Annotated in this window: 12 protein-coding genes; 2 read left to right on the forward strand and 10 right to left on the reverse strand. The window is 37.0% G+C overall.

Annotated features, from left to right (window positions below; genetic code table 11):
- Positions 1 to 38 precede the first annotated feature (38 nt).
- The gene (locus tag IFO66_RS09285) at positions 39 to 788 is read right to left on the reverse strand and encodes a LytR/AlgR family response regulator transcription factor (RefSeq protein WP_192024888.1); all 750 of its coding nucleotides are present in this window, start codon (positions 786 to 788) and stop codon (positions 39 to 41) included.
- Positions 785 to 2,428, reverse strand: a complete 1,644-nt coding sequence (locus IFO66_RS09290; RefSeq protein WP_225445621.1) for a sensor histidine kinase — start codon at positions 2,426 to 2,428, stop codon at positions 785 to 787. The genes IFO66_RS09285 and IFO66_RS09290 overlap by 4 nt, the downstream gene beginning before the upstream one ends.
- 422 nt (positions 2,429 to 2,850) lie before the next feature.
- On the opposite strand from IFO66_RS09290, the gene IFO66_RS09295 reads away from it, so the two are divergent.
- Entirely contained in the window at positions 2,851 to 4,074 is a 1,224-nt protein-coding gene (locus IFO66_RS09295; RefSeq protein ID WP_192024923.1) for an MFS transporter, read from the forward strand.
- 186 nt (positions 4,075 to 4,260) lie between these two features.
- On the opposite strand, the gene IFO66_RS09300 is transcribed toward IFO66_RS09295, so the two are convergent.
- From IFO66_RS09300 to IFO66_RS09310, 3 genes are all read right to left on the reverse strand, one after another.
- The gene (locus IFO66_RS09300) at positions 4,261 to 5,124 is read right to left on the reverse strand and encodes a polysaccharide deacetylase family protein (RefSeq protein WP_337912781.1); all 864 of its coding nucleotides are present in this window, start codon (positions 5,122 to 5,124) and stop codon (positions 4,261 to 4,263) included.
- Between the two features lie 710 nt (positions 5,125 to 5,834).
- Positions 5,835 to 6,038: a helix-turn-helix domain-containing protein gene (locus tag IFO66_RS09305; protein ID WP_113035934.1), complete on the reverse strand. Its 204-nt coding sequence runs from the start codon at positions 6,036 to 6,038 to the stop codon at positions 5,835 to 5,837.
- On the reverse strand, positions 6,035 to 6,508 hold the full coding sequence (locus tag IFO66_RS09310) for a DUF2975 domain-containing protein (protein ID WP_192024889.1): 474 nt from the start codon (positions 6,506 to 6,508) through the stop codon (positions 6,035 to 6,037). Before IFO66_RS09310 ends, IFO66_RS09305 begins: the two co-directional genes overlap by 4 nt.
- Before the next feature lie 599 nt (positions 6,509 to 7,107).
- Between IFO66_RS09310 and IFO66_RS09315 the strand changes: the two genes are divergently transcribed.
- Positions 7,108 to 8,439 carry an IS3 family transposase gene (locus IFO66_RS09315; protein ID WP_192024890.1) on the forward strand — a complete coding sequence of 444 codons (1,332 nt, stop codon included), beginning with the start codon at positions 7,108 to 7,110 and terminating at the stop codon, positions 8,437 to 8,439.
- A 289-nt stretch (positions 8,440 to 8,728) separates the two neighbouring features.
- Here the strand turns inward: IFO66_RS09315 and IFO66_RS24215 are convergent, their stop codons facing one another.
- From IFO66_RS24215 to IFO66_RS09335, 5 genes are all read right to left on the reverse strand, one after another.
- Positions 8,729 to 9,097 carry a DUF6713 family protein gene (locus IFO66_RS24215; protein ID WP_337912783.1) on the reverse strand — a complete coding sequence of 123 codons (369 nt, stop codon included), beginning with the start codon at positions 9,095 to 9,097 and terminating at the stop codon, positions 8,729 to 8,731.
- Positions 9,098 to 9,950: 853 nt separating this feature from the next.
- On the reverse strand, positions 9,951 to 11,384 hold the full coding sequence (locus IFO66_RS09320) for a Cthe_2314 family HEPN domain-containing protein (RefSeq protein WP_192024891.1): 1,434 nt from the start codon (positions 11,382 to 11,384) through the stop codon (positions 9,951 to 9,953).
- A 554-nt stretch (positions 11,385 to 11,938) separates the two neighbouring features.
- Positions 11,939 to 12,973, reverse strand: a complete 1,035-nt coding sequence (locus tag IFO66_RS09325) for a hypothetical protein (protein WP_192024892.1) — start codon at positions 12,971 to 12,973, stop codon at positions 11,939 to 11,941.
- A complete protein-coding gene (locus tag IFO66_RS09330) occupies positions 12,966 to 13,373 on the reverse strand; it encodes a hypothetical protein (protein ID WP_192024893.1) in 408 nt (135 codons plus the stop codon). Before IFO66_RS09330 ends, IFO66_RS09325 begins: the two co-directional genes overlap by 8 nt.
- A 206-nt stretch (positions 13,374 to 13,579) precedes the next feature.
- Positions 13,580 to 15,544: an AAA family ATPase gene (locus IFO66_RS09335; RefSeq protein ID WP_192024894.1), complete on the reverse strand. Its 1,965-nt coding sequence runs from the start codon at positions 15,542 to 15,544 to the stop codon at positions 13,580 to 13,582.
- Positions 15,545 to 15,561: the final 17 nt, after the last annotated feature.

The raw sequence follows: 15,561 nt of genomic DNA on the forward strand, positions 1-15,561 counted from the left end.
CTCGACATGAAATGACGGGATTACGGAATGAACTGCCTTTATATATGCATCAACTGCCTAAATTCTTTACCCTTACTTCGGCTGACTGGTACCTTCGCATCCATATCACGCAGACGCAACAAATAAGTATTGTTGAACCATGGAACGATTTCATGGATTTGAGATAAATTTACGGTGTAGGAACGATGACAACGATAGAAACGATCTTGAGGCAGCAGCGCATGAAAATCCGAAATGCTCATCGGCATCGTATACATACCGCTCTTCGTAAATACGTTCGTTACCTTCTCTTGTGCTTCCGCATAGTAGATGTCATCGCTGCTCGTCACGATATATTTGTCATTTTTCAGCAAATTAATGCGCTTTTCCTCTGACCTTTGCCTACTGTCCACAGTATTTGGACTTTCTCCTTGCTCCTGTTGTTCCCGATCAAAAGTAGTCTCCAACTTGCGTAACATGGCAGCAATCCGCTTCTCGTCATAGGGCTTCAAAATATAATCAAAGGCTTCTAATTCAAATGCTTGGGCAGCATGTTCCTTATAAGCGGTCGTAAAAACAACATAGGGCTTGCGCGCGAACTTGCTTATATTAGTCGCAAGCAGCATGCCATCTAACGATGGAATGTTAATATCGAGAAAAATCGCATCGACTTCCTTCTCATGTAGAAATTTAAGCACATCCAGACCATCCTCGAATCGATCCACGATTTCAATGCGACTATGTTTGGTAATTAAATACTCCAACTCTTCACGGGCTAATATTTCATCTTCCACGATTATGGCTCTCATCTTGTCTCCTTCTGTACGTCAAAAAAGATATTCGTTCCTTGATCCAATCGCTCGACCGTAACGCCATGCCCAAAAATAAGCTTCACACGCTTGTGCACATTGAAAAGACCAATATGGTTCGATGGAACTCGCTCTTCTCTCACCTGTTCAATAATATCTTCACGGATACCCACACCTGTATCCTGTACGCCAATCCGAACGTAATTTTCTGTATCTTTGACATAAATGGTAACTGTTCCGGGGCCTCTCTCCTTCAATATTCCGTGGACAATCGCGTTTTCCACCAACGGTTGAATAATAAGACTAGGAATCTTCACAGCAACTTCATCCACATCATAAACAATGTGTAGGCGATCTCCAAAGCGTGCTTTTTCAATTTCTATATAGTTTCTAACTTGCTCCAATTCTTGATGAATATCGATCAACTCATCCGTAAGCTCCAAATTATAACGCAAATATCCCGATAAGTTGACGAGTAACTCCCTCGCTTGGTCCGGCCTTGTCCGAATCGACGAGCCAATCGCATTCAACGCATTGAACAAAAAGTGTGGCTGAATCGTTGTCTGCAATGCTTTAAGCTCGGCTTTATTCGCCATCGCCTTAATTTCTTCCACACGAGAGACCTCCATTAGCGTCGAAATAATTTGGGACAAACCGACAGCCATCGTCTGCAGCGGATACGTAATTTTATGTGCTTTCCGATAATAAATTTTCAACGTCCCAGTAACTTCTTCCCGCTCTTTCAGCGGAATAATTAAAACGGATTGAACACCCGGCAGCGCATCATCCAACGCATGGTTGCTTATCATGAACTCCCCGCTCCGTATCGTCTCTTTGGTCATTTCACTAATGATCTCATGCCGAAATTGATAGCGACCTTCCCCATAGCCTACATAAGCGAGCACAGTCGAGGCATCCGTAATGGCTACCGCATCGGCTTGAATATCATGTTTAATAATGGAACAAATTTTGTGTAACGATTCGGTATTAATCGAGCGAAAATAAGGTAATGTCTTATTCGCAATATCCAAAGCTAGCTTCGCTTGCTGTGCAGCGATTCCTTCTCGTTCACTTTCCACATTTTGAATTAACAAAATGATCAATCCCACATTCAATTGACCTAGAATCATCGGTATGGCAATTTTGGATACAATGTCTACTCCTAATGCTGTAGGCTGCGCCATGAATATAATCAACAGCATCGTTAATGCCTCGCAGGCCATCCCTGCAAAGATACCGACAAACCATCGCTTCGATTTCGGCGTTAGCAGATAAATATAGCCGGATACGAGCCCCGCAATAATACTCGTGATGAGACAGGGAATCGAAGTTACCCCGCCGATATCGATAAGGTAGCGATGGATGCCAGATACCACTCCCACGACCATACCGACCCAAGGCCCGAATAAAATACCTCCTGCCATAATGACGATAATCCGTACGTTAACCAATGAGCCTTCCACATCAATTCCTGCATAGGTACTAAAAAGTGCGAAGGCACAGAATAGAATCGTAACGACCGCGAACTCCCTAGGTGTCTGCGATTCTTTTTGTAGGATCTGCTTAAAACTCGAAATACGAGTTAATAAAAACAAAATAATTAGCAATAATGCCGCCCGCTCAAAGAGCTGAAGCAGCATTGTAAATTCATACCCTATGGAACTTACCTCCTATTATGAACAGCTGTTGTTTGCTTAGTTTATCAAAGTTTGATCTGTTTTTATGCTTCAAACCGCACAATGGAATGGAGCAATGAAACTGTATAAAAATACAGCTGACAAAGTTGAACGGAGTTTTAACCTCTCTATGAAAAAATCTCCCCTCACTCAAAGGCCTTGATTTTTCATTCTTCACATCTACAATCCAAAAATAATCAGCATACATGCCAAGGATCGTTTTATCCATTTTAACAAACATTTTAATTTTATGTTTGTTAAATAACAAACTTATATTCATTTTGTTTAGTTTTTTGTTGACTAAAGTTTGAATCAAATATAAACTAATGCAGTAACTTCGTACATGAATCACTTATCACATTAAGAAAGGATGTGGGGTATACATGATTTTTTCCAATCAATATGTTCGAACGATTCTACTCTCTCGCGTGCTGCTGCAACTGGGAATATGGATCCGCAACTTTGCCATACTTCTCCATGTAACGGAACTAACAAATAATAATCCCGTTTATGTCTCACTCATATCAGTTGCTGAATTTGCTCCCATCTTTCTATTCGGCCTCATTGGGGGTACCTTTGCCGATAGATGGATGCCTAAGCGAACGATGGTATGGAGCGACCTACTGTCTGCCCTATCGATAGTGACTGTATGGTTTGCTGTCATAAACGACGGCTGGATTGCGCTTCTCATCGGATCTTTCATTTCTGCGAGCCTGTCACAATTTTCTCAGCCTTCAGCCATGAAGCTTTTTAAGAGGCATGTTCCTGCGGAACAACTACAAGGTGTGATGGCGATGTTTCAAACACTCGTAGCTATCTTTACCGTATTAGGTCCGGTCATTGGGACGTTTATATTTATACAGTTTAAAATAAACGTTTCTCTCATTTTGACAGCATTCCTGTTCCTCGGATCTTCGTTCATATTATCAAGGCTCCCACGTGATGAGGAGCAACCAAAGCAAATAGATGCTGGTAGCTTTACAAAAGAAGTAATGGCTGGGCTGCGTTATATCGGTTCTAATCCCTCTTTACGCACACTCTGCTTGACCTTCTCAGCAGTCGGGTTGGCGTCAGGTCTGACCCAACCTCTTCAAATCTTCCTTGTCATCGAACAATTGGGATTAAATAAAGAGGATCTTCAGTGGTTTGTCATGGCCAACGGCGCTGCCATGCTCGTAGGGGGAATTGCTATAATGGGGATAGCTAAAAAAGTAAAGCCTCAACTGCTGCTCATGATAGGCTTGCTCGTCGCTGCTTTCTGTACGATAGGGATAGGAGCCTCTTCAGTTATTTGGATGACAACTGTTCTATTAGTCATTAGCGGCTTATTTTATCCCTGTATTCACGGAGGCATCCAAACGCTTATTGTACGCAACACGGAAGGAACCTTTATAGGCCGCGTATCTGGCATAATTACGCCTGTCTTTATGGGGACAATGGTCATTGGTATGTCCATGTCAGGTTATTTGAAAGAAGCCTTTTCCTTACTAGCCGTATACGTGACAAGCGGAGTTCTCATTATTGTCGGTGCATTTATGCTAATTCCGCTAATTGTAGAAAAAAGAAAAATAGACGAGCAACATAGAGCCGCTCAGCATCACGACGGATAGATGAAGAACTGGGAGAAAAAGAATTTTATTTATTCACAATCTTCTTTTCTTACGCAATAAGGAAATACTCATCGCTTATTCCTTCTCCAGCACATGCAAATGGGCTGAACCTAATAAATATTAGTTCAGCCCATTTACTGATGGCTTGTCGTGCTGTGTTTATTTCATCCTGCAGAATAGAATTCATTACAACCGCTCATCTTTCCAAAAATTACTCATAAAATGTTCCCCTTCTTGATAAACAGCAAACTCATAACCTTCATTTTTATAAAAATCGATAATGTCCTGTAGAGCCTCTAGAGTTGTCTCTTTTTCGTGTAACAGTACGATTTCGATATCTTCAGTCGTTGTACTTTTCACTTGTTCCACAATGCCATTAGGGTTTCCTTGCAGTTTCCAGTCTTTCGAATCGATTGTCCAATCCCATACTTTCAAGTTGGCATCTGCTATTTCATTACGCAGTGAATCTTTTAGCCCAGGTTTTGAACCGTACGGGGGACGCACTAATGTTGGGGTTACTCCCGTGATTTCACCGATAAGTGCCAAGCTTTCCTTCATTTCATCCACAAACTCTCCCTGCTTATACAGCTTGTTATAGTCGTGTGTCATACTGTGTGCCCCTACATAATGCCCTTCCTCTACGGCTCGCTTCACTTCATCCTGCCATTCAACATTGTTTAAGTTAGTGCCAACCATAAAAAATGTTGCCTGAACCTCATTTTCCATCAACAAGTCGAGGAAATCATCCGTCAAACTCGTAGGTCCATCATCAAACGTCAAGTATACGGCTTTATTAGATTTGCTCGTCGACTTCTGAGCACTCTTTGGAGCTTCCGTTTTCTTCGTTAATGATGGAACGTTCGTTTCTATTTCGATTGTTGAATTCTGATTATCCGGTGGTGTCTCCATTCTCCCTGCTAAAGGTGGAGCACTCGTTACTACTTCAACGGTTTCCTCATTTACGGATAATTGCTCTGGAGAAACAGATCGCATTATTCCTACTGCAACATTGGTAAGTACGATAAGGATAATAATAAATCCTAACCCCATTACGATATTCTTCCGTATGCGTCTTTTCCTCTTAGCTACTGCGCGATATTGCTCCCTTCTCAATTTTCATTCCGTCCTTTCCTGCATGATTATATTTCAATGACTCTAGTAAACCTGTAATCTACCTAGTGCATCTCCCATATCGAAGCGATAAGTAAATTACAGCTAGAATAGAGAGCTTATATCTTTCTGTAGATCACTATAATAGTTAGATGTAGCTAAAGTATGATGGAGATGTAAACAAGTTGTCATGCCCTTGTAATTTTTTGTTTACATTAATTAAAAACACCTCTATTACAGAGCAATGAGATGCTCCGTAATAGAGGTGTTTAGAGTAAAACGAGGCTATCATCATTCCAAGATAAATGTTCGCTCTTCCAGCGTGGCACTTCTGCTGTTATGTTGAACTAACGTTCTCGTTAGCTTAATCATTCATTGTGTTATCAATCTACTTAGTTCTTGCTTAGCAACTTCTTCAACCCAAGCAACAAGTTTGTACATTCATTAATCTGGATAACTATCAAGGGGTGTAATGTGCTGAAAACAATGGTCATGAGCAAGCATTATTATTGATGAGTTATTCTTATGACATAGTGTCATATTGCCGTTAGCCTTAAAGGCGAAGGCTATGTAGTGGTTAGGATTGATATAGCTTTAGAACTCTTCATCATTACTTACATCTGCGACGTACGGCGGTTTTTTTATTTTATTCAATCCTGCCGATACTCGAGAATATCTCCAGGCTGGCAATCGAGTGCTTTGCAGATCGCTTCGAGTGTTGAGATTCGAATGGCTTTCGCTTTTCCGTTTTTAAGTATCGACAGGTTTGCCATTGTAATGCCGACTTTCTCCGATAGCTCAGTAACGCTCATTTTCCGCTTTGCAAGCATAACGTCAATGTTAACCACTATCATACGGTCAACTCCTGTTCTTCTTTGAGCTCGATCGCGTTTTTGAGCAGTTTCTCAAGAACTGCGGCAAATACTGCGATTACAACTGGCACACAGGTTATAAATAGCCCGATGACCATAACGCCTGGTGCGTCTGCGCCGTCAGCTACAAAGTAGAAAAGCGGGAGATTACATGCAAACATGAGTGATACGACAACCGCCGCTCGCTTTATTTTCTTAAGCGCTAAAACAGAGGTTTGCGAAAAAGCGGTATTAGTATCTATGTACCTGAGAAGCTTAAATGCCTGAAGTAGCGTAAATAAATACGCAATAGACGCCACATATGCAGCCAAAGCGGAAAGATAAACTTTAATATACGAGAAATCCGGCATCATACTATGCGCCATCGCTGGAAGTCCATAAAAACACATCACTAATGCAGGAATTGCCATAACAACCAAAACAACTTTTAAAAAGAGCGTCTCTTTTTTCATCTATTTCACCTCGTTTTTGATTTTATCACTTAATTTATTGTTTTACAATAAAAATATATTGATTTTTATGCTTGAGCCCAACAAGTTATTTATAAAGAAGAAGCCATACGGCTTATTTGTTCCTCCTTCAAATTTGATCCGAGATACGGACATATTTATTAACCCACTAATTGAAGTTATTCGGAAAAAAAATTAAACTATCCTGCCCGCTAATGCACAACCGCAGTCTATAACTTTATTTTCACGGTCTAATACTTTATTTTCTCAGATCAATAAACAGAAAAAAAGACCATCGTTATTGGCGTAACGAAGGTTTCAAGAATAAACTGCTATTGATTTCCCGTAGTGCTTTGAATAATTATTTAAGCCCCTTCTGATTAGCTGCTAACTGAAACAGAAGGAATAAAAAACATTGGGGCTGTCCCAAAAGTCATTTTACGATTTTACAAACCCATTAAGAGTTGAATTTCGCCTATAAAAAAGGACCTCATCCTCCACTTTGAACTGTAACCCGTAAGATGGACACTTTAAAAAAAGTGCCCTCTTACGGGTTTTTATGTTTTAATCATAGTATTGAGAAGTAGATGAGGATGCGGATTATGAAAAGATTGAGAAAGAGCTTCACTAAGCATGAGATAGAGTTACTGAGTAAAAATTCAAATGTATTGCATGTGTCGGAAAAGAACATCACTTATTCACCAACGTTTAAGGTAGCTAGTATCCAAGCTTATCAACAAGGAAAAACACCTTTAGATATATTCGTAGATGCAGGATTTCCTACAGAAATCATCGGACGAAACACACCCAAGAAATGTTTGCATCGTTGGAGAAATATTTACTCGGAGTACGGTGAAGATGGATTACTTTATGACCGTAGAGGTAAGGCAAGTACAGGAAGGTCCACTAAAGATGCTTTAACTCTAGACGAGAAGTTACGATGTGCTGAAGCACGCATTAAGATGCTTGAGGCGGAGAATGAGTTGTTAAAAAAGCTAGAAGCGCTCGAAAGGCTAACCAATAAGGCATTAACACCTTCCGAGCGCTTCGAACTCATTCATCAAGTGCTATGCAAATATAAATTACATCGCGTAACCCGTTTCCTCTGCCAAATTGCTGAGGTGAGCAGAAGTGGTTATTATCGTTGGTGTAATGCCGAGGTACAGCGTCAACTTCGAAAAACTGTGGATGAAAGAGATTTTCAACTTATAAATGAGCATTTTGAAGCTAGAAACCGTAAAGCTGGTGCACTTGATATTAAAATGAGATTAGAACGAATAGATAATGTCGTGATGAACCATAAAAAGATTCGTCGCATCATGCACAAATTCAAACTAATCACATCGATACGTCGAGCAAATCCATATCGTAAGATGGCTAAGGCAACACAAGAACACAAAACCTGCCCTAACCTTCTTAACCGTGTTTTTGATCAAGGAGAACCTGAGAAAGTACTGTTAACGGATATCACTTATATCTCTTATGGAAACGGAAAATGGGCTTATTTGTCGTGCATTAAAGATGGTTCAACCAGACAAATCCTTGCTCACTACTTATCATCCAGCTTAGGGATATCATTAGTGCAAGAAACGATTGATCGACTAATGGAACGATTTGATGGTTATGTTCACCCCGAGGCGATATTCCATTCGGATCAAGGTATGCACTACACGAATCCTAACATACAGAAGCAGATCGCTGAGTTAGGGTTCCAGCAGTCTATGTCGCGTAAGGGTAATTGTTGGGACAATGCTTCCATGGAAAGCTTCTTTGGTCACTTGAAAGATGAATTGGACTATAAGCAATGTACAAATTTAGAAGAACTTCGAATTTGTGTAGATGAGTACATCACATTTTATAACTCACATCGATATCAGTGGACATTAAATAAGATGACTCCTGATGAATTCAGGAGCCATCTCATTGCTGCTTAAATCGAAAGGACCCTTTTTATATACTGTCCACTAATAGGGTTACAGTTCACTTGGCCGTGGCGTTTGAGGTCCTGCTATTTAGTTACAATCAATATTTAACACATTCACAACATCATGTTCAAAGAAAATAAAGTATTAGACCGGAGATGTTGATCTTATGAGGATTTTTGAATTTGGAAATCGGCAGCCTTGGACGAGAAAATAAACAATCGTTTTCTTGTTAGCTTAGTCGTCAGAGTTTTAATATTGCTATCGAATCAAACATCTTTGTCTTTGATATTATTGATACTCAGTTATTAAATAGTAATACTAAATGAATAGCCGCAAGGATTCCCATTGGATAAATAATTGTTCTTGAAAAAGTATTTTTAAATTCATTACGGGGGTGCTTTTCAAAAAATAGGTGCAGGATTGCATGTATGATTAAAAATAAATCTAGGACCCAAAAAGTAACTGTCTGATATTTACTAAAAAGTAAATAGAGTATTATTGTGTAAAGAGGAAGGTGAATAAATGTGAATACTTTATAAGCTTTAGAATCTTCCATATCCTTAAGCACGATAAACAATCTCCACTCAGAACGTCTTATCGCATCCATTTCGTGCAAGAGAAATAAAGATAAGTTTATCAAGAATAACACTAGCAAGAGATCAGGCATTAAAAAGCCCCCTACAATTTTATTACTTTATGTTACTACACCCTAATAAATAAAGAGATCAAAATACAAATCGGACACAACATTATCACAATTTGGAAAACCATGTCCTGATTATTTGAAAACCCGTACCACTATATATTAAGCTTAACGGCTTGTTAGTTTAATGACTGGCAGCCAGTCTATCACTTTATTTCACAGTCTAGCACTTTATTTTTCGGTCTAATACTATATTTTACAGTCTACAACTTTATTTTCACGGAATAATAACCCATATATCTTTACGTTCTATAGTTTTCCGAAAAACACATAAAAAAGTGCCGACCTGATATTTATTAGGTCGACACGACATTGTACTGTCCTACACTTTTTATTTCTAGGCATTTACAAACATATTCAGTAACCAACTATAATGTCTAGTTACCAACTTTAATGTCACTAGACACTCATCACATCTGTTCGAAGAAAATAAAGTGTTAGACTAGAGTTGTTGCTGTAGCGCGGTTTTCGAGTTTGAAAATCGTCAGCTTTTGAAAAATAAGTTTTAGACTGATCCATTATTTACGGTGTCTAGTCGCTTACACCAAGAAAAAAAAGTATTAGACTATTCGATGCCAAGAGTAATTGTCAAGTACGAATTCCTGTGGCTACTCAATTCAAAAATTGCGTCAATTACAGATTGTTAGCTGTACGAAATACATAAACAAGTAAATTATCGAGCAATTCCTCGGACAAGTGCCCAAGATTCTCTCCAAATTAAGCATCTCCATTTACAATGATTACTTCATCCTATAACTCTCATTTTCAATTTAGCACTTTAATTTCAATAAACAATAGAGCCTGCGGAGACTCAATTTTAGTTCCCAGAATTCCTCAAACAAGCTGGATCATCAACATAGAGTTCCATAAGTTTACTTACTAGGGGCTTTAAGATCTGAATATTTTTACTGACGAGAATCAAATTGTATACATGACTCCATTCGCTATCACTACGATTGATAAAGTTCTCCTTCACCATATGATGAAAGTTGTTTTGTCTAAGTTGATACAATTCTTTATATTCGTCTCGATTGTAGATTGAATTTGCCAGCCGTAGTAGTTCTTCATTTTCTAGTTCATCATTATGATTTCGCATAAACTGCTCAAATGAATTTTCTTTACTTCCTCCGCCAGTATAATAATGGAGAAGCATTGCTATTTTATCATAGGCTGAGTAGACGCGTGATATAGCCGATTCAACAAAGTAAGCATAGTCCATATTTACAAAGCACACCGATTCTTCGCCAAGTTCCTTATGTTCTTTTTTGGCTTTAACAATAAGGTTATAAGCGAATTTTAAAGATCTAGTTGCCTCATGCAACCTAAACACAAGATCTGAATGAAGAAGCATGTATTTAGAATTATTATTTAACGTAGTAAGAAAATGATTGGTGATATACCTTAATGCTTCAAAAGTATAAATATGATTAGAAAGATAATCTGAACATCTATCCAATCGTGCTGGGAGTAGTTCACTTGTAAGTTCTTTTGAAATAATGGGTTTTATTTTAACTACATCTAAAGTTAGATTCCATTTAAAAAGCGTCAAATCTATTTCAGTGACTCTAATAATTCTTTCATTTAGAAATCGATTTATGTAATAGTAAATAATTTGATAAAGCCCTTTTGCATTTTCGTAACAAGACAAAGCCATCCTTCGTAAATCATCATCACTCTCATACTCAACATGCTTTGAAAGTTTGTGGTCATTACTGATTCGCAATTCCTCAATATCAGGAAAATGAGTGCTACTCTTCAACTCCTGAATCACAAGAAAAACCTCATTGCATTTAAACTCCCTATTCTTTTTTAAAGCGTTATAAATGTGAGAATACTTCAAAGATTGATTAAAGTCATATCCATAAAGGAGGCCAGATAAACGTATTGTTCTCTCCCATGCCCCTATAATGTGAAAAGACGCATTGGATAAAAAGTAACGAGAACTAAAAAAGTTATTATCGTCCTTATAATCCAATCGTTCTTGATACATGAAGGTTTCACATAGGGCGAGGTAACTGTACCGATGGATCTCCTCCAGAAGAGATAAAAGATAATTAGTATATGATTTCTGTTGAGCATATCGTTCTTTGTTAGCTTCAGAGTAATTTGGTAATATGCTAACACTAAAATCGTCACTTTCTTCCCTGTAATTAACAGCAACCTTGTCGAACAGGCTATTTAACTCTTCATTTTGGTTAATTAACTCCATACAACTTTTTTTTAAGTCAATTTTTTTCTTCTGTTTAGCCATTGTCTGTTCAGCTCCAAACATAGAGATTTTATACATTTAACTTTAGGTTAATTTGAAAGATAGTGAAATTGCAATACAAATATGTCTATTATGATGGACCTTCACAGAAAAAAACAGGTATTCTCGGAATAGCTGAAGTTACCAATAAGGAATTATTTCCATAGAAAAATATGAATGTTCGTATATGGAAAAGTTTATAAAATTATCAATTTAGTAATTGTATGGAGAAGGGCTTGAAACAGAATCTGGGTAAAAGAAAAGCCGCGTGAAAATCAGAGAAATTCCTGAAATTCGTTCGGCTTAGTGACAAACTTTAATTGCTCAGTAGCAGACTTTGTGTGCGGAGTGGCAGACTTAATTTGTTTTCTACAGCCACCTGTTCAAAAAAATATATTGTTAGACTCTGCAAAGTCTGTAGCTTTAAACTCTTGGAAAAAAAAAGAATCCCTGTGATTTAGATCATGTGGATTCTTTTAGTTAGATAAAGTTATATGTCCATAAACTAATTAGAACAATTGATAATGGCTTAAACATCAATATTTATTTCTTCAAGACTAACCTTCTGCTACAGCAGTAGGTTCCAAATAAAATCTATATGATTGCAAATGTGAGTCGTTTTGCACAGATTCAGGATAAGGAATTTCTTTCTCTTTGTAGTACCAAGCTTGATCTGATTTAGGTACGGTTGTGAAACTTGTTCCTAATCCTCTTCTTCTACCATCAAAAAGAACAAGATATCCTTTAAAATATATTTCAGGGTTCTCTTCATTTGAAACCTTTAAGTAATTTTGAAGCTGCTGTGCTCCATCGATGGCTCTTGCTTGAGAGAAATCCTTAGTTTGTTTTTTAGAATTTGGATCAAATGATTTCCCCAGCCACTTCACCTCAATTAATGCTGAGGCATTAGACCAACTCCATGATACCTTAATATCAACAGGATCAGTATCATCAACATTTTGTTCTCTTTTTACAATTGGAGATCCTCTGAGACCAGTATCTAAGAAATAGTATAATGAATCTCTCATAATATGCTCTGGGCCAGCTTTGAATCTTAATCTATCTGATGAAATCCAACATTCTCTCAATTTAGTACAAATTGATGTTTTAGCTCTTTTGTTGTAGTAAATCCACAATGCTTCATCTAGATCCTTAAATGTCGGCTTTGCAAAAATACTAATTGATGCTGAATCAGGATTGGGAACTTCTATTATTTTCCCATTGGCTTTAAATATTTCAACTCCATTTTCATATGTATAAATTACTGCCTTTGTTTCATCAAAAGTATGGTCATCTAGCCCTGAAACTAAGCATTTATCGTTGCTAATAAGTAATATACACATAGAAGATGAGAAATCACGAAAAAGTTCTGCTCTGTGCACAATCTTTCCTTTAGAATAATTAATCTCCTCAGTTGTTAATATACATTTAAACTTCCATTTTACTTTTTCAGGTGGGTGATATTTATAAAGCTCGGCCATAAAAGAAGTCAAATAAGAAATATTAAGTTGCTGCTTACCTTCAAAAGCCTCTTTTACTTTAAATTCTAAGTTTTGATCCATAGCCTGCCTTAATAAGGATAAGTCAATCATTTGTTTCACCTGCTTTTTTTTCAGAGAGTAGTAATAAATAATCAATCCAAACTGAAGCGGGGATTAATATATCCTCTCTTATATCACCAAGTTCTCTTTTTAATGCTCCAAAATATTCATATATCATTTTATTACTTTCACTATGCAATACTGTTCTACTACCAATTTCCTCTGCATCTGATAATCCTGGCTCTTCTTTTAATGCATGAAATACCTCAGGTAAAGATTTAGTTAAGCATGCATTGAATGCAGTCTCTAAATACATTGCCCGACTTTTAAAACGATCAAATTTTGATAATTTAAGGACACTCTCTATCACATTAGTTGAGTCACTAATTGAATAATAATTTGGAGTTTCTTTTGACTCAAATACTATCCCTTTTCTTTTAAGTTGCAGCATCTCATTAGCTACTTCCGTACTATAAGGACCACCTAATGAATGATAAGTAAAATAGTATTTCCAGTCGCTAGTAAACAAACCATCATAAACACTTAATAATTGGGCGAGATACGTAAGAACATTTATTTCCGAATTGTGTAGTTCATTATATTTTTTTCTAGATTGTATTAAAAGAAACTGTATGTCGAAATTCGCCTCGGGTGAAATCATCTATTATCTTCACCGCTTTTCATAGCAGCTTCGATATCTTTAAGAGCTTCAGTGAAGAGAGGCATACGCTCACTTTGAACAGTTGATAAGTTAGCCCATTTTATAATGTTAATTAGATTAAATCTTGCGCTTCCAGATTTGTTTGCAAAAGTTTTCACCAAGCCTGATGAATTTAGATTTGCTGTAATAATTAATTGATGCTGACGATTTATAAACTCAGCAAACATTTCACCAGCATTTGCTTCATAGGCTATATCTAAAGAACCTTCCGGTGTATCAATTAGCATACATCCTTCGTAATTGTTGTCCGCGATATAATCGACTATAGCCATCCGCAATGCGATATCTAGGAAAAAACGTTGCGATTCCGATAGTTGGTGATCATACTTCCTTCCCGATTCCTCCATAGATAAAGAAAATGCAAGCATTTTCTTCGCATCCACAATAACTTCATTTAAAATGATATCTACATTTAATCCTGTAAAGGCTCTCGCGAGCGTCCGGAATTTCGGGAGAAAGTGTTTTCTCGCATCATTATATGAATTAGTCAACAGTTTATGTAAATCCGAGGCTTCATCCATAAGATTATCACGCAGTACAATCTGATCGTTTTTATCAATCTCTACCTCTAATGCCGCACGTCTTAAAGATTCAATTCTTTCTCTAATGCGTATATCTCCACTGTCTTCGCCATCATTAATTATCATATATGTAGAACTCTGCTCTATTTTCATAACTTCAAGTTTTGTTTTCTCTATATAATTAGAAGATGATTCCATCAAACCTCTTAAACGAGCAGACTTTAATATGTGCTCTTCTAAAGCTGCATTTATTTGCTGCAAATTATTATCTACTTCCTCAAGCCGAAGCATAATTTCATCATGATTATGATTATCATGCAAAATTTCAGACTCACATAATGGACATTTATTCATTAGAATTTTTTCTTCAGAAGCTTTCCATATATCTGTGCCTTTTGTATCACATACTATGCAGTTCCCATGAAGTAGCTCAGAAATTATTGGACTATTTCTTAAATCAACAGCCGAGTTACTGTTGAACAGTGTCTTGTATAAGTTGTCATACTCTGACTTAACAAGATGCTGTTTTGCAGTTAGTTCAGATATAACACTAATCAGAAAGTCATATTCGGATCTAGCTAGAGAATAATCATTCTCTGCTTTCTCTAGTCCCTCTATTAACATCTCATGTTTTTCTTTCAACTCTGTATCTGACAATTCTTGATTAGTATCACTTTGAGGTTTTTCAATTAATTCAGATGTCAGAGTCTCAATTCTTTTATTCAATTTATTGATTTCAAATTGAAGATTTCGAATTCTAGAGTTTGATTTTTGAACATTACTCTGAATAATGTCCGCTTTCTCTGCAATTTCTGGAGACAAATTCATTGTCAGATACAATGTAGAGGTTAATAAATTGGGATCCCAAAATAAGCACTCTCTCTCTTCATCAAAAGTGAGTACTTTAACCTGTAAAAACGCAAACTGATCAAAGTTTTTTAATCCCATCAATGATACAACTGCGTCCTCATATCTATCATATTTATCATTGCTGCATTCAAAATGAATCACTGAATTGTCAGGATAAAATCCTCTAACGACCGTTATTTTGCAATCTTTTATAGAAAAGACAATTTTAATGTTAGCAATATCTCGATCTTTTTCTTGAATTCTTCCTTCAAAATATTCATTATAATACTTATTTTGTCTATAGTACTCAAATATTGATCTGACCTTTCTTCCTGGCTGATTTATCATCCCTGTTAATGCATAGTTGATACAATTCAACATTGTACTCTTTCCTAAACCATTTGCTCCAATGATACAAGCAGCAGGCTTCATAAAATCAATAGTAATTTTATGTTCACTCACGTCATACAGAGAAAAGTTATTGATTTCAAAATAAATCAATTTGGGTAACGATATTCTGGTACTTTCCATCTTAATTATCTCCTTCG

The sequence above is a fragment of the Paenibacillus arenosi genome (assembly GCF_014841135.1).
Lineage (GTDB): Bacteria > Bacillota > Bacilli > Paenibacillales > Paenibacillaceae > Paenibacillus_B > Paenibacillus_B arenosi.